1 protein-coding gene is annotated in these 23970 nt (G+C 62.1%); it reads right to left on the bottom strand.

Going from position 1 to position 23970, the window contains the following annotated elements:
- Positions 1-3 precede the first annotated feature (3 nt).
- A complete protein-coding gene (locus tag V5B60_RS20445; RefSeq protein WP_332349730.1) occupies positions 4-23970 on the bottom strand; it encodes a PKD domain-containing protein in 23967 nt (7988 codons plus the stop codon).

The raw sequence follows: 23970 nt of genomic DNA, 5'->3' as shown, positions 1-23970 counted from the left end.
GGTTCAGATTCTCGGAAGGGTAATCTTCCAGTCGTTCCGCTTCTTCTCACCGCGCTCGCTTCCACCAACCCAGGTGGACAGCCACGCGTGCTTCCCAGCCGCACCGCGCGCATGAAGCTCGCGCTTCATCCAGGGTAGCGGCTGCACACCCGCTTCGAGCGACACCCTGGGCTTCGCGACCTCGGATTCGGGCGTTGCGCGCACGCCTTCCTGCAGGCGAGGAGCCATCAGTCCTTCCTCTGCATGGACCAACCCGGCAAGATGCCCCAATTCGTGGGCAACCACGGAGAGCAGGTCTACCTTCTGCGCCGCGGGGCCTCGCTCGGCAGCGACGTAGAGACGATCCGTGGGTTGCCAGAGGAACTCGCTGCTGTCGAAGGGCGTCCGATCAACGAACCAGCCCGATCCTGCGGCGTCGACGTCGAGCATCACCACATTGCCAGAGGTGAGTCCAAGCATGTCGCCAGGTAGATCCATGATCGTAAACTGCGCCGTTTGCATCGGTCCGGCATCCAGCGACAGCGCGCCCGCCCATTGGGCATAGGCGGCTGTGACAATCAGGTCAAGGTCGGACGGGAGCAGAGGCTGAACGCCATCATCGACCGACTCGTTCCCGGTACGGTCGCTCGTATCGAGCAGCAAGGGCGATCCGGACAGGCCCGTGTCAACGTTGGTGTTGATCAACGCCTGGTCAGGAGGGTCGAGCCGGTCGTAGTCGGGATCCTCGCTCTCTGCCGCTTCAAGGACGATGCTGTACGGCTGATCGGTGGTATCGGCGTCGCGCTGTCCCGTCACCATGACCGTTTGCGCGTCATTCCAGTTCTCGGGGGAGAACAGCAGCCGCGTCGTCGCGGTCCTCCCTTCACTGCGATCCGATGAATACACATTGACGGCCACGACATGCTCCGGCCGAGTGGCGAGCTTCACCTGGAAGCTGGCGGTTCCACCTGCCTCAGTTGTAACCAGCGGCGATATGATTGGCGTCACCTGGAAACCGGAAACGTCATTATCCGTGACCCTGACGGTCACTTCTGCGTCGGACCCCAGCCCGTCATAGCGCCCGTCCGCGCTGGTGAAGAGATGCCGAATCACGCCTTGCGTAGCGTGATCATCGTCGATATGGTCGACGATGGCGAGCACGCGTACCGTTTGTGGGGTCGCCCAGTTGGCCGGCGTAAAGACTAGCGAAGACGTTGTCGGCTTCGCGTGCGAAACCGCTTCCACCTGTGAATCGCCCAGCAGCGTCACGGTGACGTTGGCGGTCGGTTGCCGTGTCAGGCGGATGCTGTAGGTGTCGTCGGCCCCTCCTTCCGTCACGGCCGTCTCGCCCGCCGTCTCGTCGATGAGCAGGCCAAAGCTCGGGCTGACGTTGACCTGCACCGACGCGCTCACCAGTGAACCATCGTCATCGCGGACGGTCAGTGTGAGTGTTTTCGTGCCGGGAGCATCATAGACGTGGCTGAGCCTGACGGTGCCATCGGCTTTCGGCACGTACTGAGCGCCTGTCCCATCGCCGTAGTCGGCCTCGAGCGTCAGGCTGTCGCCGGCGGTGGGAACCAGGCCATTCAATACGAGGCTGAAGGGGCGCCGCGCATCGGCCGGGTAGGTCCCGCTCACCGCCAGCGTCGGGGCGACATTCTCCACGGTCAGAATCGCGTTGGTCCGGACGCCGTTCCTGGCCACGTTGGTATCACCGACCGCCGCGTCCTTGTCCGTGACCCGCAGACGCACTTCATAACGGCCCGCATCCGGTGGCAGGAAGTCCAGCGTCGGCCCGGCACCCGTGCCGACTTCGACGCCATCGGCATCGACCACCGACCATCTGTACGCGACTCGGTCTCCGGGCACGTCGTTCGTACCGGCGGCCACGAAAGCCACCGTCTGGCCCTCCTGGCTGGGGCGATCGCCACCGGCAATGGCCGCGACCGGCGCCGCGTTGGTGACCGTGATCACTTTCAGGACTGACGACGAAGCACCGTCGTTGTCGGTGACGGTGAGCGTCACGCGGTACTGTCCCTGATCGACCGGCGTCAGACGGAATGGAAGAAACGTCGGTGCGGTCGCGCCGGGAACGACGTGGCCGACATCAGTCGCGTCGGCAACGACCTGGCCGTTATCTGCCGAGACATGCCAGCGCAGCGTGTGCGTGTCTCGCAAACCGCCATCCGCGAACACGGCCGCCAGAACGATCTCCGCGTTCTCGGGAGCCTCGTCGGGACCGTCGATGACCAGCGAGGACGGTGGCGCGTTGCCGACGACGATCGACACCGTATCCGAGGCGACAGCGTTGTGGCCATCGGTGACCGTGGCGGTCACCACGTAACTGCCTTCCTCGTCCGGAACGAAGCTGAATGTGGTGCCACTGCCATTGTCAATGAGTTGCCCGTTCGATGCGGCAACCTGCCACAGATAGGTATGGGCATCCGCCGGATCGGGGTCCGTCAGATTCGCCACCAGGTTGATCGACTCGCCCTCGTAAGCTGTTCTGTCGGCGCCGAGATCCAGTTGCGGCGGCGTGTTGCGCACGGTCACGGCCACGTCGTCACGGCCGCTGCTGCCGCGGTTGTCGGTCACCAGCAGGTCGACCCGGTAATCGTTGCCCGCGCTCCCGAAGCGATAGTCCAAATCGCCTGCCGCGCTGGCGCCGAGTTTGATGCCCAGGGCATTCCGCAGACTCCAGCGATAGGAATGGGTTTCCTGATGGCTGGTGTCGGTGACCGCCGGATCAAAGGATATGGTCTGCCCGTCGGCAACGCCGCCTAGGTCCGGCCCGAGGCTGACGGCCGGGGGCTGATTGACATCGCTGAAGCTGACCCGCTTCTCGTCGACACCCACCTTGCCGGACTGCCGGTCAGTCACCGTCAGCCGCACGAGATAATCGCCCGGCTTGTCCGGGAGGTAGCTGAAGGCGCCGATGGCATGATCGTCGTTGTGTTTCACTACCGAATTCGTGCCCGTGTCGATCACCTCCCAGAGGTAGTCATGCACGTCCTGCCCACCGGGATCGATGACTGGCGCCGAAGCGTAGCTCAGCGCCTGCCGGTAGTTCTGGGCGAGATCGGGTCCTAGGCTTACGATCGGTGCAGCGTCGTCGATGAAGAGGACGACTTCGTCCGAGTAACCGCCCAGCGCGGCGCTGACCGCGAGCGTGACGGTGTACGTTCCTTCGTTCGCAGGCGTGAAGCTGAAGGGGTTGGCACCATCGCCCGTACCTTGACCGACGATGCTTCCTGCCGCATCCTTGACCACCCAGGAATAGTAGTAAACGTTGTCATCGGATACGCGCTGAATTTCACCCGTGCTCAGGTCCTTGCGAAAGACGTCTGTAGTGCCAGTGGTATCGCCGGGTACCAGGTTGCTGGCGTTGCTATTGAAGACGACGTAGCGCCCATCGGATGAAATGGCTGAGGAGTAGCTCCACCCATCCGCCTGCCCTCCCAAAGCATCGGTCGAAACCCGCACCACCTGGCCGGTCGTCAGGTCCTTGCGGAAAATGTCTGACCGCTGATTGGTATCGTCGGAAACCAAGTTGCTGCCGTAGCTTTCGAAGACGACGTAGCGCCCATCGGATGAAATGGCTGGGTAGTAGCTCGACCCATCCACCTGCCCTCCCAAAGCATCGGTCGAAACCCGCACCACCTGGCCGGTCGTCAGGTCCTTGCGGAAAATGTCTGGCGCCTGATTGGTATCGTCGGAAACCAGGTTGCTGGCGTCGCTATAGAAGACGACGTAGCACCCATCGGATGAAATGGCTGAGGAGTGGCTCCACCCATCCGCCTGCCCTCCCAAAGCATCGGTCGAAACCCGCACCACCTGGCCGGTCGTCAGGTCCTTGCGGAAAATGTCTGACCGCTGATTGGTATCGTCGGAAACCAGGTTGCTGGCGTCGCTATTGAAGACGACGTAGCGCCCATCGGATGAAATGTTTGGGGAATCGCTCGACCTATGCGCCTGCCCTCCCAAAGCATCGGTCGAAACCCGCACCACCTGGCCGGTCGTCAGGTCCTTGCGGAAAATGTCTGGCGCCTGATTGGTATCGTCGGCAACCAGGTTGCTGGCGTCGCTATAGAAGACGACGTAGCGCCCATCGGATGAAATGTTTGGGGAAGAGCTCCACCAATCCGCCTGCCCTCCCAAAGCATCGGTCGAAACCCGCACCACCTGGCCGGTCGTCAGGTCCTTGCGGAAGGTGTCGGAATTAAAATTGGTATCGTCGGCAACCAGGTTGCTGGCGTAGCTCTCGAAGACGACGTAGCGCCCATCGGATGAAATGGCTGGGGAGTAGCTCGACCCATCCACCTGCCCTCCCAAAGCATCGGTCGAAACCCGCACCACCTGGCCGGTCGTCAGGTCCTTGCGGAAAATGTCTGGCTGCTGATTGGTATCGTCGGAAACCAGATTGGCCTCGCTCCTAAAGACGACGTAGCGCCCATCTGCTGAGACATCTGGCTGAACGATCGGGTACCCGGCATCGCCGTGGTAGATTCCCGACAGGCTGACGCTTGTACCTTCTACACCACGCCGGTCGAAGCCGGCGTCGAACACCCGTTGCAAGCCGAACCCGCCTGTAACGATTGCTCCGCTGCCAGTGGGACCCTCAATGGCGGTGGTCCGCCAGTTCTGGGGAAAATAAAATGGATACAGCACGACATTCGGCAGGCTCGTGCTGGCAATCAATCCATAAGTCCCCTGCGCCGTGGAATAGCCTAAGGGCGCCCCGGCATCCGCATATCCGTCCCCGTCCAGATCGCCGACGACGAGCTGCCCTTCGATACCCGGCTCACCGGCTTGGCGAATGCCGTCGCCGTTCATGTCCTCCCAAATGGTGCCGTAGGCGCCAGCGGTGCCGACATGCACATTGAAGCGCTGCTCGCTGCTCCGGCCCGTTGGATTGCCGCTCGAATCCGTCCTGTCCCAAGCCTTGACGCTGACTTCGGCGGTGCCGACAAAACCCGCCACAGGCGACAGCGTCAAAAGGTTACCGGCCATGCTCGTCTGCACCATGGCAGGACTGCTACTAACAGCTGTGTAGTAAACAGGCGTTCCTTCCAACGCAGATGGTAACGACACGGTTGTCGGAACACCTGCTGATGCACTGATCGGTGCCATGGCCGGCAACGCTGCCAGGGGTCTGTCCAGATCCATCAACAGAGCGGGCGGGTAGACCCCGGTCGATCGCAGTCTCGGACGCTCGATTTCATAGGCCCCATTGCTCAGTGGGTTGCCATACAAAGACAAGGTGCCGAGTTGGGATGCAGGGATCACTGGCTGGAAGGTTGCTGGGTCAAGCCGCACGAGGTGCACGCCATCGGCGGCAACCAAGCCGTCGGCACCCTGATTGTCGAGCGTTACCTGCAGCACCTCAGACGCCAGATCCACCCGCCCCAGGCTTTCCCACGGTCCGCCCCATGGCGGGATATACCAGTCATCTGGCGCAAAGCGCTGGTTGACTCGTTCTTCAGACAGCTGTACGAGATGAAGCGCGCCGGTTCCATCGACACCGCCACTCGATACGGCATAGTGCGCATTGCTCGCGCGACTTTCATGCTCTGGCCAGGTCACGAATACTTCGTACAAACCCTTATCGAGGCTGGTGAAGGTCCAAGTCGCCTGGGCAGAACCCAGACCGGGTCCGCTGAACCTGTAGTCCCCGAGGGCCGCTTTAGGGTTCACCCCCCCTAGCCAGGAACCCGTTTCCTGGTAACCGGCATCATGATCATCGAGGTAGCTCAGGCCCGCGAGCGGAGCAACCGTCTGAATCCGGTTGTTGCTGAGATCAAGAACAGCGAGTTTCTCCAGCTTCGACAAGGGTGTCACATCGGTGATCCTGTTTCCTGACAGCAGCAGGACCTCAAGATCGCTCAGTGCTGAAAGCGCCGAGATATCTTGCAACTGGTTGCTGCTGAGATCCAGAGTATGAAGGTGGCGCAGCTCAGCCAAAGAGTGCGGCACATCACTCGTCGTCCACGACAAGGAACTCAAATTCTGCCCAGGGAGTTTCAAGCTCCGTAGATTCTTCAATTGCTCGAGCCCGGCCAGACTAAATACCGGGGTAGTGACTTCAAGTGTCGTCAGTCCGACCACATCAGACGACCTCAGTGGTTGGTGATCGGGTATCGCAAGCGCGGCGCTCACCGCATCGCGCAAGGCCGACGACTCAAACCGCACGATCGGATCGGCAATGAAGTCGGTCTGGCTGGCGGCTGTGTTGCTGTTGGCTTGTGCCTCGATGAAGATTTTTCCGCGGTCGTCGGCTGATTGGTCGCGTACCTCGAAGGCGGCCACCAGCTGGCCCCCGGAATCGGCGACATTAAACCGATCATTGCCAAGGCCACCATAAAGTTGATCGATATCGACCCCGCCATCCAGGTAGTCATTGCCAGCACCGCCTTCGATCCAGTCCGAGTCCTGCATGGCGACCAGATTGCGCCCCATTTCGGGCAATTGCCCGTAAAGCGTCACATGCAGGCCATTGGCGGTACCCCCTGTACGGGTCAGGCGCAGAGCGTACTCGCCGGCAGGCAGTCCCGAGAGTGAGGCGAAGCGCCCGTTCGCGACGACTGTGCCGCTCGCCGAGTTGCCCGACGCAAGTCTGACCAGGCTGCTTTGCAACGGTATGGTGGTCCCGGCGGGCAGGGCAATGAAACCATCCCCAACGCTACCGTCCCCCAATGTGGTGAATCGGTACCACAGTTCCGATTCACCCTGGGCGAAACTGACCGCGTTGTCTACCTTCCCGTCAAGCGTGGCACTGAGGCGATTGGCTACCTGAACTCCGGCCGGCAAACTCGTGTTCGGCGAGGGTGGAACGGCCACCGTGGTCGCCTGTGCTTTCCAGCCAGACAGCAGGGTGAAAGCCCCGGCATTCTCCAGATACTCCGGATCGACCCGGTCGGCATAAGGGCGGCCGACCAGCAGGTCGGCGATACCATCGCCGTCGACATCCTGGCTGGGGCCATTCCAAAGCACACCCATCAGTTCATGGTCGGCGCCCAGGAGGGTGATGTCTGGCTTGTTGTTATAGCCAATCAGGTCGCCGACTTTGGACCACCAGGGACTGCTGCTGGTGCCCAGATAGACGTCTACCCGACCATCCGAGTCCTGGGACAGCAAGCCATAGTTGGTTGGGTAGCCACCGGGGAAGGAGCTGGTAAAGCGCAGCGGCGTGCCGATGGCCAGGTCGGCGATGCCGTCGGCGTTGTAGTCGCCAGTTGTCACCGTGGAAGTGGCGAAAATCGCGGGGTCCGGCAGGTACCAGCGGTAGGCTCCGTCGGCGGCTTGCAGGAAGCTCGCGCGCGAAGCGTCGCCAAGAAGAATTCGCAAAGAGGGACCACCGGGTCCGTATTGCGCGTAGTCCGTGAGTGCGATGTCGTCGAGACCGTCGCGATTGACGTCCCCCAGGCGGTACACGCCACCGCCAAGTCCGAAGTCGGCCTTGATGTAGCCTCCACCACCATATCCGAGCCAGGCGCCATTGTGAACGTAGTCGTAAACTTGCCCGAAGAAGACATAGTTCGCGCCAACCGGCTTGTCGCTGTCAGACTCTGGCATCATGTCGAGCGGTGACGCGACGGCGATGTCATCGCGGCCGTCCCCGTCAAGGTCGCCAACAAACCCCGCATCGAGGACCGAGCGGTTTACCCGGTAAGGTCCGGAACCGGTTGGGAGGGCAAAGCCGGGGTCGGCCGGGCCGGGCGCAAGAAAGAACAGTTGTAGTTGTTGAACGCTGAAGGGGTCGCCCACAGATCCGAAGGTGTCGTAGAAGTCTTTGATACGGGCGCCCGAGTAGATCTTCAGGAACGGACGGTTAGGACTTTCCGTCCAACCCTCGACCTTCACCATCACATCGCCGAAACCGTCCCCGTCCCAGTCGCCGACTGACACCTGGACGCCCGTGCCACGGAGCCAATCCGCGTTCGAGTTGATCAACTTGGTTGTGCGTGGATCACACCAGTCGAGATCCGTGACGAACGAGAAGTCGACGGATTCCGGGGTGCGCGCCGACGACGTCGCAGGCTTTGAGCCACCGAAGATGACATTGATCCGCACTTTCCCGCTGACATCTCTGGTTGCTGTGACCAAGTCACTGGTGCCCTTTTGATCCGCATCGAGATTGCCCCAACGTTCAGCGGGCTGGCCCAAGGTGACGTACTGGCTGCTGCTGCCTACCCGGACAAGCGAATCGGGGTCGAGCAGCAGGTCGCCCAGGTCGTCAAGCTTCCCCCCGGATGTGGGCAGAAGCGTGCCCAGCACGATCCTGGCGGGCGAGCCGCCGACCTGCAGGCCGCTTCCCGGCAGAAGCAGGTCCTCGTGCCCATCGCCATTGAAGTCTCCGATGGCGATTGGTCGAGACGGGATCAGAGACGGCTGGGAGACCTGCCAGTCCGAAACCTTGGAGCCTTCCTTCGCGCCGTCGTCGCCGAAGAAGCTGAGTGCCGCATCGTAGACCGACTGCGACCACTCGGCCGGCAGAGGCGAAATGGTCGCCACTGCGCCACCGTTCCACACGGCCGCCAGCTCATAGGTGGCCGGCTGCTGTTCGGGTAGCGCTGGGTCGTTCGATGAAACCAAGGCCTCGTGGCCGCGGTAAACGAGGACGCCCGCACCTTCTCCGGTGGCTACGGCCAAGTCAGCGTGCCCATCGCCATCGACGTCACCCAGCGGCACGACCCAGTTCGTGAACTCACGGCCAATCCCAGGCTGCGCAAAAAGATGGCGCGTGGGTGCGCCGATGGTGGAACTGGCCTCGATCCCGAGCCAGATTCTGGTCGCCGGGTTCAACGGCCCGGCAACCGCAGCTCGGTCATAAACCTCGGCGACGAACGGTGCCGATGCCGACGAGCGGCCGACGATGGCGAAGTCCGGCCCCTGGTCACCGATAAAATTCCCCAGCGCGACGACATCGACGGCGCCGTAAATCGGGGAGGCGTTGCCCACCAAGGGTACGGGAGCCGCCATGGCCGGCGCAAGACTGCGCCCGAGCAGCGGCGTCCAGGCGCGCGCACTGCTGCTGACTGTCCCGTTGACGAACACGAAGTCTTGACGCTGGTCGGCGTCGAGGTCGCCGATGGCGAACACTTCCCCCTGCGCGGTGCCATGGCTCATGTCGGAAATCAAGACCGCTGAGCGCAAGGCGCCACCTGTGAGGTCATGCCAGTCCGTGGACGCCTTCATGAACAGCGTGCGCCCCGGCATCGTGACGACGATGTCGCGACCAACGCCGTCGCCGTCGATGTCGTCAGTTGCGAAAATCCGGCTGGTTCGCCGAAAGTCCGTGAGCGACCCGACATCCAGCGAGCTCGCGAGATCGAGGCTGGCCAGCGGCGTGGCCGGTGCCGTCTGGCCCGACCAAATCTGGGCTCCGGACCACACATCGAGCACGGCCCGACCGACCCGCACTGCCAAGACGGCCAGGTCATCCACTCCGTCACGATCCAGGTCGCCCACCAAGGCAGCGGTCGCGAAGGTTGAAGACGGCGAGTAGCTGGCGATTTCCCGGATCACAGAGTCGTCATCGGACGGCAAAAATCCGGGCGTCAGCGACTTCGCCACCAGAACACGGGAATTGGTGGCTCGGGTGTCCACCCACACGAGTTCGCGAGCGGCGTCCTGCGAGAAATCCGCCGACCCGATGAGGCTGACCGTCCGGAGTGGATCCAGACCTTGGATCAACGGGCCGTCAACGGCGCCGAATTGACGTCCTTCGAGTTCCCCAAGCAGGTCGGCTTCGAGCCACGAAGATGGACCAGTCTGCCCAGAGACGCCAGTGAAATAGCTGCTGATCCCTTGCGTGTAGATGTGGGTGGCGTATTCAGGATAGCCATCAGCATCGATATCGCCAAGCGGAACCAGCACCGGCTTGTAGCCGGGCACGGAGGTGCGATCGAGGAGGTTGGCCTTGTCCGACTCGTCGATCGCCAGCGGCGCTCTGGACAGGTCGAAAGTCAGGCGGTACGAAAACGCACTCGGATGAGCGGAGCCGCTCGTCGCATTGTTGACCTGCAGCAGGTAGTACTCGGGGGCCGTGGTCTGCCCGCTGAGATCCTGCGTCACCGAGAGAATCCGGCCGCTCGCGTCGCGCACAATGCTGCCGCTGGCATCGACACTGACCTTGGCCGCAAAGATCCCCAGCGTCACCGACTTGTCCCCGACCACGGTCACCGAACGGGCATCGAGAGCCAGGCGGTCGGCGCTGCCGAAGGCCCTCGGGGCAAGCGGGGCGCGCACCAAATACCAGTCCTGGGTGTCGCCGTAGTGAAAGCTCGCCTCCAGAGAGAACAGCCCTTCCTCGTTGGGCCGCAGAACCAACTCGTGCGGTGTGGCGGGGCTGTCATTCGGACGTTCCGTTTGTCCACTGCCTTCCCAGGCATCGGGAGCCACTGCAAAGCGGTCTCCAGTAATCACGTCGTCGCCATCATTGCCGACAAGGTGATCGTCACCCATGCCGCCAGCGATGACATCCCGCCCTCTGCCGCCATCGATCAAGTCTTGCCCGGCGCCGCCGAAGAGGCGGTCATCGCCATCGCCACCGTGGATCGTCATGCCGTCTACCGGCGCACCCTTCGGACGGGCGTCTTCGCTCAGATTTGCGCGAAATTCATCATCGCCTGCTCGCAGGTCTGCCTGGATGGCCTCGATGTCACGCATGGTGAAGAAGGCGTACGCCAGGGCAAAGGGGTTGACGGCTGCGTCCGAGTGGATGAATTCCTGATTGGCGGTATCCCACACTCGACTGGCGAATTCATAGTGCCCGAGATTGGTGTTGTAGCTGAGGGTGGCATGGTCGGAAACGGCTTTGCCGTTCGCGTCAATGTCGCCACCCAGGAAGAAAACCCGGTCCGTACCTTCCTGCCCGAAATAGCCATCACTCTGACTGGTCACCCCCGGCCGGCCGCTCCCCTTGGTCAGCGGGAGGTCGTCGGGGATGATCTGGAAGGTATCGTTGCCCTTGCCGCCCCAGATGAGGTCGCTGGCCTGACGGTCCAGCCCCCCGGTCAGCACGTCGTCGCCATCCCCCCCAAAAATCCAGTCTTCTCCCGGCCCGCCCGAGAGGACGTCGTTACCGGACCCGCCCAGGATGATGTCGCGACGGGCCGAGAGCGGATCATTCGTGAGCGGGCTGGCCAGGTCGATGCTGCTGCCGCCGCCTGCCGCCAGCATCAAGCTGCCGCCCTGACCGACTGAAGGCCGTAGAGCGTAGCGGGCCAGTTCGCCGTTGCCGCTGATCTTGATCCAGTAATCGCCCGCTGCCAGTCCGGCGAAGCTGAGAGTGGCCGCTTGTTCAGGACCCGCCGTGGATTGCTCAGACAATGTTTGCCCGGCCGCACTGACCAAGGCCATGGTCAGCTGAGTTGCCGGACCGTCGTTACGAATCTCGACGGCATCCGTCGCCGTGCCTGCTTCAGTCAGGTTGAACTTGAACCAATCCAGGTCACCTGCCTGATGCAGACTGAGACCGTCGATGCGAGCGATGGCTTCGATATTCCGGATTTCGTACGCGCCCTCCCGCGTATTGCTGCTGCCCCCCTTTTCAGTCGTATCCGGTGTGTCGATCAATTCGAAGTGGAGGTCGTAGAGGGTGGGTTTGCGGTCCGGCGTGGACACCCTGAGCCAGTACGTTGCATCGGCCCGGAGATTGCTCAGGGACAGGATGTTGCGTTCACTGGTTGTTTCCGGCTGGAGTGCGTCCGCGGCCGAAAACAGCGCCATCAACACATTGTCTTCGTCAGACCAACTGTCGAGGACGATACGGTCGTTGGAATGGACATCGGCCAGCCTGAACTGGTACCAGTCCACATCCGCTGGGCTATCCATGCTGAGCCCCGTGAAACGGACCGACTGGTTGATCGGCAACGCTGCCAGCTGATAAGCCCTCTCAGGGGTGTCGTTGCGAAGGGCCAGATCGCCGCCCTGCTTGTCCGCCTTGTCGATGAGAATGGGGCGACCGGACTTGATCTCCACCCGGTCGTCACCCTTGCCGGCGTCGACCCATACCGTCTTGAGCACCGTCGGGCCGATGGTAATCCGGTCATTGCCATCCAGTGCGTCGATGATGATGGCCATGAAGTCGCCCTCGGGCGGCAGCGTGATGCGCTCCGCCAGCTTGCGGGTTTCCTGCACACCGCCATCGGCCATGGTCTCGCCGCGTCCCTCCAGATCGACTGAGCGCAGGGCGTCCAGGCGCAAGGTCTTGTCCTGTTTATCCCAGATCGCATTGCCATCCTTGTCTACGGCATCGAAGTCCAACCTCACCTGAGCATCAAAGCTGAAGGCGCCGCTGTTTTCGCTGAGGCGCGTGATGAGGTGGTGCTCGCCCACCAAACCGGGCTCGGTGACGAAATCGACCGAGATGATGTCATTCAGGTTCGTCGCACCGTAGTACCAGACCCGGTCTGATTTCCGGGCATACTCCTTCCATTCGTTGTCCTCGGCAAAGGCCGACCCGTCGATTCCTTCGAATTTCTCGCCCCGCCGGTTGTAAAGAATGTCTTCGCCGTCCCCTCCGTACATGAAATCGAGGCCGGTGCCGCCATAGAGAACATCGGCGCGATCCATGCCCAGCATGCGGTTGAGGCCCGTGTCCTCCAAGCGGTGAGCGGCAATCGGCTTGCCGTCGTGATCGCGTTTGCGCAGTTCAGGGTCGGCTGAATCGTCGAGGTAGCCGTCAGGAAGGGGGTTCCCCAATTCGTCGAGGCGTCCGATGAAGTCGTCACTACTGTCGTGCAGCCTGCCTTCACCGTCGACGAAAACGCCAAACTCGTCTCCGGCAGCGGCGACGGGATCCCGGCTCCAAGCGTAGAGGGCATTCGTTCCCTGGCCGCCGATCAGGTCGTCGTTGCCCTGGCCACCGAACAGGATGTCGTGGTCGGTCGCTGCGCCATCCCCGCCATCGCCCCAGAGGCGGTCATTACCGGCATAGCCGTAGATCGTGTCGCTCCCCGAGCCACCATCGATACGGTCGCGACCGCCGGTGCCAGAGAGGCTGTCGTTGCCCGCTCCTCCGTCCAGCACGGCCACCCAGTCATGCCCAAGAGCGCTGAGCTTGGTGACATCCAGCGCATTGTCACCGTCCACGAATCGAATGGTGTCATCGCCTCCCAAACCAGCAATCTGAAACTGCTCGACCAGTGGTGTGCCACCGGCATCGGTCCAGCTAGCAAGAAAGACGGCGCTCTGGTTCAAGTCGAGACGCAACTTGCCATCCTGCCGGGAAATGAGGATCGTATCGTCTTCCTCGCTACCCTGAATGAGCAGGATATCGGTGGGGTTGTTGGCATCCGGCACGTCACCAGCCTTGGTGTTGCCTCGGTCACCGTCGTAGGTATCCTGTGACACCTTGTATTCCGGCGCGGTGTCCATGACCAGAACATCGACCCCAGCGCCGCCATAGAGGCTGTCATGGCCATCCTGTCCTTCCAGCCTGTCGGACTCCCCACCACCCCAGAGGATATCGTCACCCCCGCCACCGTAGAGTTGATCCTCACCAGCGCCGCCGAACAACTGGTCGGCACCGCCGCTGATCGCCGCATTCGGGTTGATCAGGTAGGAAAGCCCCCGCAAGTAGTCTCCGTGCAGGAAATCATTACCCGTATCGCCGAACAGAATGTCCTGCCGCAGGTTGCCGAATAGCCAGTCATTGCCGGCACCTCCATGCAGTTCATCTCCGGCCAACAAGGACTCTGCGTCTGAATCAGTACTGCTCGCGTAGGCATAGAGGTAATCCCGGTCGTCGCCACCCCAGAGACGCTGTCCCTTCACGCTGCCATCGGCGCGACCCGCATCGCCGTACAGGCTGTCTATCCCTCCTTCACCGTAGAGCTGGTCAATCCCTTCGTCGCCAAAGAGGTGGTCGGAGTTGGCTCCGCCGCGGAGCAGGTCATCTCCCTCGCCGCCGCGAATCGTGTCATTGCCCACGCCACCGTCCAGATAATCATCGCCCTCACCACCGCCGAGCCTGTCGTCCCCGCCGCCGCCAAACAGCCAGTCAGTCTCCTCGTCACCGCGTAGCAGGTCATTGCCATCGAAATAGCTTCCACCCCGAGACTGTGCCTCCACAACCGTGGGCATCAGCTTTCTCGGCGTGTGGTCAGTGGCGTTGAGGGCTTCTGCGGCGGCAAAGTCCTTTGGCGCCTCGAACAGCGAGGCATCCGTCAGGGTAAAGTGCTCCCGGCCGAGTTCCAGATCCCCACCCCAGAGCACGTCCGTGCCACCACCGCCATAGATCTCGTCGTCACCGAGGCCACCTGCCACAACGTCAAAACCATTGCCACCACTGATGAAGTCGTTGCCCAGCTCGCCAAAGAGATTGTCGTCGCCGGCCAGTCCGAAGATTCGGTCGTCACCCATTCCCGCGTAGACCCAGTCGGTGCCCAAGTCGCCATAGATCAGGTCGATGTCGCCACCGCCGGTCGTGGTGTCGGCGGGTTCCTTGTCTCCATAGATGGTGTTGCTGTCCTGGGTAACTCCGCCACCTTCTGCGGACACGCCTGCGTAAATGGTGTCCTTGCCCTCTCCGCCGATCAACCGGTCGCTTCCCCAGCCTGGCGTACCGGCGATCGAAATGACGCTCGCGTCCACGCCACCGAACAGCAGGTCGTCGCCCTTGCCGCCACGAAGGGTGTCGTTGCCCTTGTTGCCCCACAAGGTGTCGGCACCGGCTCCCGTCCCGTCCTCGAGGTCGCCCCACAGGGCATCGAAGCCGATTCCACCATCCAGGAAATCATTGCCCAGGCCGCCGATGAGGATATCGCCGCCGTCGTTGCCATAGAGTTGATCGTTGCCTTCGCCGCCGTCGATCTGGTCGATGTCCAGACCGCCTTCGAGGAAGTCCTGTCCTTCCTGGCCGTAGAGACTGTCACGGCCCGCTGCGCCGGAAAGACGGTCGTCGCCACGACCGCCGCCCAGCGCGTCGTTGCCTTGCTGTCCATCGAGGACGTCGTTGCCGTCGCCACCCTCCAGTACATCCTGGCCGCTGCCGCCGGCGAGCTGGTCGTCATCGGACTGACCGTCCAAGGTGTCGTCACCATCGCCGCCAGCCAGCCAGTCGCGACCGGCGCCGCCGCGCAGCCGGTCGGCCTTCGTGCCGCCGGTGAGCCGATCGTCGCCGTCACCGCCATCGAGAAGGGCCATGCCGCCACCAGCGGTGAGGGTATCGTTGCCCGCGCCGCCGTAGATCTCGACGCTCAGGCCAAGCCCGGCAGCCACGTTGATCTGGTCATCGCCGGCTCCGCCATTGGCCTGGATGCGCGCGACGCCCGCGTATTCCTGCTTGACGCCGAAGGCCTCGACGATCACGCGGTCCGCGGTGCTTCCCTGCGAAACGCGGAACGTCTCGTTGCCGTCGGCGGTGTTGCCGTGTTGTCGAAGGTGGGCGCGGGTCCCGACGTTCAGATTCAGTTGCCCCGTGCTCGAGTCGAGCTCGGCGAGAACCGGGATGTTGCTCGGGCGAGGGACGTCGAAACTGAGCAACGGCATGAACTGGGAGATGCTTGCCTGATAGAGCGTAATGAAACCGAGCCAGGTGTCGAAACCCACCTTGAGGTAAGCGCCGAAATCCAGGCCCACGGCACCCCGCGTGTCAAAGATGAACTGCGGGCCGAGTTCAAGGCTCTTCTCGAGATCGCTGATGCGAATCTTGTTGTCGGGGGTGTCATCGTGTAGATCGAACCAGACGTTGCCGCGTACGCCACCATAGACACCGGCCGCGGCAAACCCGAGTTTGAGTTCCGCGTTGAGGTTCAGGTACGACCCCAACGTCAATTCAGGCTGATCCCGCCCATCGACGATGTGATCGCTGATGTAGAAGCCTTGCGTGTCTACACCGAAGCCAAACTGGATCAGTCCGTCGATTTCTCCGCGGACGATCAGGAAGATCGGGAAGGGCGGGAAGATCGGCCCGATCGGCGGGCTTTGCATGCTCCAGTCCAGCGGCAGCGGCGGCATCTCGTAGCTGATCAGATCGACGGGACGCCCGACGAGCAGGCCAAGAAGGCTTGCCGGATTGTCGAGGATGGGAATCCGGAAACCGCCGTAACTGTTCAGGCGATCCGTCTGTGTCTTGACGCCGCCAAAAGCGTTCTGCATCACCGAAAAATCGCCGCCCTGGCTGCTGATTTGTGGCTTGCCGTTCGCGTCCTGCGCCTGCTTGCCGTCAATCAGACCCTTGAACAGGTCATCGCCGATCTGTATCCAGCCATCTGCGCTGATTGCGGAAATGCCGCTGATCACGTCGGAGATGGTGTCCATCGTGGCGATGAATTTCTTGATTCCCGACACATCCTTTCCGGAGAACAGGCCAACGACGTCAACGATGGTGAAATTGCTCCCGGCAAGTCCGGAGATGATGGGCAGCGGCTCGGTGAGGAAGTCGAGCACAGGCGCAAGGGGGTCGAGCGTCTGCTTGATGTCACGCAAGGTGGAACCCAGGAGATTGTTCACGAACTCGCCGATGTTCAGTTCGACGTGGTCGACCCAGATCTGCGGCGTCTCACCGACGCTCTCCTGGTTGCGGGTGGTATCGTTCTCGCTGAGATCCCAGATGACGTGGAAATCGCCGCGGACCGACGGGAAATTCGGATTGTCATCGACCGTCGCCTGAATCTCGAGATTGATCTCGGCACCACCGGTGAAGCTGGCCTGCAGTAGCTGGCTGAGGGAGGCGGCGGTGACCTCGGCATAGGTCAGCCTGCCATCGTGGTCGGGATCCTGGAGGTCGACACTGAAGCTTCCACCCAGGAAGGAGGGATCCCGGGCATCGTCGTGCACCTCGATGTTCACGAAACCGATGCGCCCGTTGGCGTGGTAACCGGGAATCGTCGCCCCGAGCCTCAGGGTGAGTTCGTCCTGTGCGCTGGTGTCGAGGAAGAAGCCATCGCTCTTGCTGAGGCCGAAGCCCAGCTTGAAGTCGAAACCGAGCCCGAACTGCATGCCGCCGACGCTTTCGAGCTCGAAGAGGCCCGGCAGCCCGAGGTCGAAGGAGAGCGGGATCTCGCCCAGCGCGACGTCCTGATGGAGAACCAGGTTGAATCGGACCTCGTCGGCGGTCGTTTGCACGTCGATGTCCTGCAGGTCCACATCGCGATCTCCGTCGCGGTCAGCGAGCCATGAATTCTGGCGCGTACTGCTTGGGCCGAGCAGGTCGAACAGCAGTTGCCGGATACCCGTGGCATTCTGCGCGGTAACTCCGGTCAGCGCGCCACTGAAATCGGTTCGCAAGCGCTCGAGGAACGACTCGGCTTCTGCCAGCTTGTCGCCAATGAACGGGATGCGCACACCCAGGACGCCCGAGTCGAGCGCGGCGCCAAGTGCGCCGAAGACGCCATCCCAGCCTTCGGACAAGGAACTCCAGACATCCCCCAGGCTGTTCGCGAGGTCGCCGAGCCCGGATAGGGCGTTGATGAAGTTGGGGATCGCGATCGTGGTGGTGCTGGCAGGCTGGCCGATGTCGAGGACCTGGATATCGATGGCACGCTGCACAGGATCGAGCGGCGCACTCTGGTTCCGCTTGTAGACCGGCAGATAGACATGCGCCTGCCCGTCCAGGTCGGACGACAGTTTGTCGAGACCAAAATCCGAGAACAGCGCATAGCGGCCGTCACCGCCGACTCCGTCATCGTCAACGACGCTCACGGTCCAGGTCGCCAGGTGCTCGGCCGGCCGGTCGCCGTGAATGACGATCGGTGTCCCGTCGTCGATGCGCAGTTCGCTCCTGCGGCCGTTTACCGGGTCCGTGGCGGGGATGGTAAATCCGAGAGGACCATAACCCGCCGAAAAGCTCAGACCCTGGCTCAAGACGCCGGCTCCGAGTTTGAATGCACTCGAATCCCGAACATAGAACACCGGGCTCGTCGGGTTGGTGAGATCGATCTGCAGATCGAGATTGAACTCGGCCAGATGGGCCAGATCGACCTTCGCATCGGCGGCAATGACGCTGCCGAGACCGCCGAGTGCGCCCAGTTCCAGCTCCAGCGGCAGATCCTCGGTTGCACCGAAAGTGCTGAAGTCCAGGCTCAGGTCGAGAATGTGGTCAGAAAAGGCGACGTCTGCCTTCCCGGGGTCCTGGGCGCCCGGATTGCCGGGCGAACGCATGCCATCGATCGCCTGTTCGAGCGCCTGCCGCAGATCGTTGATCGTCTGACCCGGTTGCCGTTCGAAGGCATCGACGAAGCGACCGAATGAGTCGGAAAAGTCGACGAGTTGGTTGATGCTCTTGCCGACCCCCGGAATCTTCTCGCGGAATACGGCCGTGCTTTCGATCTGGTCGATTGAACGTTGCACTCGCCGCAGCCCGCCGACGATTTCTCCGATGGCGAGGTTCTGCAGACCATCGACTTCGCGCATGTCGCGTGTGACGACGTCGAGCGTCGACAAGTCTTCGAGATCGGACCAATCGACGATCACGGCCGGCTCGGTCCGGCCATCGCCATTGGCGTCGGTAAACGCTACTGCGGCCAGGGTGCCTCCCAGAGCGCCGGTGGTGGCAAGCGGGAGGGTGAGCTGGAAGTTCCCTGAAAAATCGGCTTCGGCGACGAGTTGCGACAAAGCCTGCGAAATCACTTGCGAAGTGGTCTCGTTGGCGCCCAGCGCACGGCCGCTTTGCGAAATGATTTCGCCGATCTCCGCCAGAGTGATGCGCTGATCGCTGGCGCCGGTGACGCCACCCGCCTGAGTACCCAGAACGGGGTCCGCGAAGACGATGCTCGCTTCGCCGTGCAGCGCACCGCTGCCATTCTCCACATTGACGCCGAGAACGCCGAGGTCGATCCGGGCATCGACGTCCGGGAGCAGCACATCAGCGGCAAAGCCAAGGCTCGCCTGCCTGGCGGGGTCGGACAGATCGACGAAGAGGTGCTGCGCCAGCGTATCTCCATGCAGGCTCTGCCCAATGATCAGGCCATCGCCCACATCCTGGAGGCCGTCAGCGTTGGCGTCGACGCCGGTCGAATCCGATCCGGTGATGCCCAGCCCGTAACCGGGTGCGCCAAACAACGAGCCATTGATCGCTTGAACAGAAAAGGTTCCCGTCCCTTCCGTTTCGTCCTTCAGGACCAGGGACTTTCGCTCTGTATTCAGGGCGACCGAAACGGCGGCACTGGTGATACCTCCCCGCAAGACCGTCGGCGCGGCGTTCTGGATGGCGCGGATGACATCACCGACGGTGGTCGCCCCGTCGAAATCGACTTCGAAAGCGGAACCATCGTGCAGGGTGAGCGCGATGTCGTTGGCCTGCGGCCGTGGAGCGACGACGCCCCTGCCACCATTCAGGGCGGCCAGCGGCGTGCCATCCGCCAGCACGAAGTCCCTGCCGAGCTGGGCGATCTCGACACCGAGTCTCAATCCTCCGGTCAGTCGGCCCTTGAACTCGATCGGGACGTCGCTGTTGCCGATCCGTATGGAAGTCGCGTTCGACAGCGGCGCCAGGCTCTCGTCGAGATTGAGGTCGAAGGTGAGAACGCGCTTGCCGAGGTCGATCGTTGGCAGGACGACTCCGTTGAACTGGTCCAGAAAGTCGCTGAGCGACGGCCAAGCAAAAGGATTTGCCGGGTGGACCGCAGGCGCGCTGTCCGCGTCGCCACTTCCGAAGGACGGCAACCGCAGTGAATAGAGTCTGTCGATCAGCCATTTTCCCAGACCGGGAATGTCAATGTCGGGTAACTGGATTCGCCCGAAGTTTGGCCACGAGACTTCCGGCATCTGCCAGTTCAGGCCACGCAAGGCAGGCGAATCTCCGGAGCGACCCTTGCTGGCGATACGGTTCAACCATTCAGCGAGGTCCTGCAGGGCATTCGAGAAATCGGGCCACTGGATGCTCCCCAGGCCTTTCAGATCGCCAAGGCCCGAAAAATCGAACGGGTTTCTCAGACCGTCGCAGAAATCGCCGCCGGCAAGGCTGATCGGTATGTTCAGGGTCTGCGTCGACGGCAAGCCAATCAGCCGTGCCGCGGCGGAGACGTCCACGGGCAGGTTGCCCACCAGCGACGGGTTGCCGCAGTCGAGCGAGAAAATCCGGGAAGCCGGTTCGGCACTGAGCGCGGAGATGCTCTGGCCTTTGACCTCGTCCCGCAGCGCCAGCGTGACGGCCGCATCCAGCGCGAGATGACCATCGCGGATTCTCGCGTCGACGATCCCGAGACGCAGATCGGCATCGAGATCCGCCACGTCCGCCTTGACTGCCAGCGTGACGTCGAAATCATCGACGATGAAAGCCTGTCCCTCTGCCAGACCCGGTGTGAGGTCGAGGGTGAAGTCAAGCGTGGCGGTCAGCGACAGGCTGACCGCGACAGCGGTATCGGGTTTGAGGGCGATGCCGGCGCTCTCGCCCCATTCGCCCAGGCTGATCGGCAGACTGACGGTTCGCTGGGCGTTGAGGCTCACTCCGGCGAAACGAATCCGGTCTCCGTCGACGACGAAGCTGAGCGACGAAGCTCCCGGAGTGGCTGCAAAGCCGGTCTGCTGCTCGGTGAATGAACGCAGGGCCTGCACCAGTCCTTCGGCGGTCGGCGTTGCCGTCGAGTTCATGTAGTCGGCGACAACGTCGCGCAGAGCACCGAGCAGTTCATCGGCGGGGATCAGGTCTGCCAGGCTCTTGCCAAGAAGCGGAAGCTCGTTCTGCAGCAGCGCGAGTTCGTCCGCAGGGCCGCCATCCGTCTGACTGGCCATCCTGGCCAAGCCGCTTGCGCTCGCAACTTCGTTGTCCGCAGAGCCGCTCCCGGGCGGCCGGGCGAGCTTGGCAAGCCTGATCGCGCTCTCGAGTCCGCTGAGCCCCGCGTTCAGCGCGTTCGCCGCAGACCTTGGAATGTTCTTCTCGCTGACCTGCACAGGCGGCGCCTTGACGTTGACCTGAAAGACGCCGGCGTTGCCGGGCTTGAATTGCACCTTGTCCTTCAGTTGTGGATCGTCCCACAGGCGGGGATCGTTGAAATAGACGCTCTCGACCTTGGCGCCGTTGCTCAGTGACCGGCCGATGAATGAACTGATCTGTTTGCGCACATCCGCCAGCCGATACCCGGTATCCGGGTCGACGATCAGGTTCCTGATGGCCCGCAGAATGGCCTGGTCGTTCAGGGCGTCGCTGCCGCGAAGGGCGACCCCCCAGTTGAAACCCGCCTGCGCGGAATCAGCGGTCCGATAGCCGCCCGAACTGTTCCGAACGACGATCATCGTTCCCGGACCCGCGACGTAACTGACACCCGCATGTTCCACCGTCCTGAAGAAGGCCGTACGGCCGGAAATCAGCCGGCCGTTACTGTCGAACGGTTCATTGTGGGAGGGAACATCGAAATCAACTTGCAACCCGGTTTCGTGCAGATCGTCGTGGGCTTCATAGCGATCGTGCCAGGGCGTCTCGCCCCCGCCCACCAGGCTGGCACTGCGCAGCTTCAGGGCGGGCGCACCACTGTCTCGGTTGGAGCGGGCGGCTTGAGCGATCAACTCGGCGGTCCAACTCGTTGCCCAGCGCTCCGGGTTTGCTCCGCCCACGACAGCCGGCTCGATCGTCAAACCCGCTGTGGCAGTGATCTCGACCCAATCGGGTGCCTGCTGACTGTTGATCCACAGCAGATCGACCTCGCGACTGGGTGTGTGCGCATCCTCTCCCCGGACGGCGGCATTGAACAGTCCGATCGCATGGAGAGTGCGCAATCCCATCACACCGTCGAGCTTCAGCGGATCTCCCTTGGGATTGGGAAAGCCATGATAGGCCAGCCGCTGCTGGATTTGAAGAATATCGATTGTCGATGATGATGAAGTTATGGCTGCCGCGCCGCTGCTGGACAAGCCGGCTGCGACATTGATTTGAAAACGGCGTTCGCCACCGGGCAAGCTGGGTAACCCGGTGAAGAGGGAAGTGCGCAGAGATCCCCGTATGATGCCTTGGAAGCCCCGTGCAGGATCAGGATCGACAATTGACGTGGTGCCCACGACATTTGGCGCGAAATAGGCGCGCCCGCTGCTGCTGAAAGGCTCACCGTCAATCGCATCGGAAAGGAGAAGTGTTCCGATCGATATGCTGTCACCCCGCGTCTGAATCTCGTACACGTTGGCCGCGAGAGGCTTGAGATCGAGTGTCGTCCCGTTGGCAAGGCTCAAATTTACCTTATCCGGCGCAAACACTGTCCCATCCGGCAACTCGCCCAGCTGGACGACGACGATGTCTCCGGTCTTGCCGGCAGACGTCCTTTGCGATTCGATTCGGACATTGTCCAATCTAACCTGGGCCGTGATCCTGGGATCAGCATCCCCGGTTACAAGCTGGAAGCCGAGCGTGTGCGCCGCGTTGAGTTGCGTGATATCGGAAAACGGCAGTTCGACGGTTCGTTTCCCGGGCGAGCCGAGTCGGATCGAATCCAGGATGCGGTTGTTCGCCCCGGAACCAGGCTGATTCGACCAGTCGCCCAAATAGACGAGCAACTCGTCATCGCCCGGATTGACCACATCCAGGTCAAACGTCAGGTGGCTTGCGTCGAGGGGCAGGTAGAACAGATTATGGCTTCTTCCCGGGGCGTTCGGCGTTAACTGCAGGCCAGGATCATTATTGAAGACTGATGAAAGAACAGGTCCCTGGCCACCACCGCCATGATGTGTCCAGCCAGGAAAGACATACTCCTCATATATACTTAGTGCCCGCTCTTGTGGATCCGCGCCTGTCTTCGAGAAGTTCCCATTGACCAGCCCCCCGCCCTGATTCGCGTCGCCATACGGTGACCAGGCAGGCTCCCAACGCACGTTGTCCAACCCTGAATCGGCCTTATGGCCTGGCGTGTGTTTGTAAGGGTCATCGCCGACGCTGGATGTGAGGCCGGAAAAGACTCGTGCGGGCTGGCGCGAACGGCCACCGGCGAGTGCCGAATGCGCAAACCCGGTTTCTGTTCGCTGTTGGGCGGCGACTCTGTTGGCGGGGCCGGCAAGTCTTTCTCCTGTCTGCCCATCGCCATCCAAGTCTCGCCACTCAACGTACTCGTTCTTCGCGCCGTCATATTCGAGCGCGCCAGGGATGGTCGATAGGTAATAGGTGTCCCAGACATAGGAGTGGTCACCTCCGACCAATGAGTTCGCATATCCAGGAAGCACCGGATCATAGGGATTGAGCAGTCCGACCGCGGGTAACTCGTCATCAAGGAATCGGTTGAAAGCGCCAGGAATAGCACGGCCCAAGGGAACGATACGATCCGGGGCGAACCTGGAATTGAGTCCCCTGGTCTGGTAGTAGACATCCGCAAAGTCCACGTTGTCCCAGATCGAGACACCATAGTCCTCGGGAAACGCCAGTGATTTCTGGTCCTGCTCCGTGTCAAAATACAACCGCTGCGAGAAATCGTGAGGATCAAGCAGTGTGACCTGATCGACCGGTACCTTGTAGTACGCCAGCCGCTCAACCGCTTCACTGGTCACTGCCGAGCCAAAGCTATGGGCGATGAAATGCAGAGTCGGGTTGTCGGCACCGGCCGTCGGGTCGATCAGGTCGAGCCCGGCCAGAAGGCTGAAGAGCGCGTCGCCGGCGGCTTCGGTCCAGCCAGCCGACGGCTCATTGGAGTCGGCAGCCCAGTCAAAAAGGATGACGACTTCGCCCGACTCACCTTTCTGGCTGGCATCGGGCAAACGGGACTGGTTCTTGTCGAAGCCCGCGACAGCGCCCGGTGAGGGTATGTCATAATCGAGCAGCCAGGCAGATCCCTTGGTATCAGCGAAGTTGTAGATGGCGTTCGCCACGCTCAAAAGGGAGTCACCTGTCGAATCCCCGAGTTGGAATCCATGCGTGATGACCGTCACCCCGGCGGGATGGATGTCATTCGTCCTGAAGCTGTCAGCGACTTCCCCCAGCGACAGGTCAGCCGAAAGCAGCAGTCGCGGCTCGAGTGGCTCGCAGATCAGCCGCTGAGCTGCTCTGGCCGAATTCTCGACGTCCGCTGGTGACGGATCGCGCCGCGCGCGGTTTCTGCTCTGGAGGAAAGCAAGGATCGCTGTCAGGGACAT

Origin of the sequence: Accumulibacter sp. (assembly GCF_036625195.1) — a bacterium.
In the GTDB taxonomy this organism is placed as follows: domain Bacteria; phylum Pseudomonadota; class Gammaproteobacteria; order Burkholderiales; family Rhodocyclaceae; genus Accumulibacter.
Note: the sequence above shows the minus strand (reverse complement) of the source record. Positions and strands in the feature narration are given on the sequence as shown.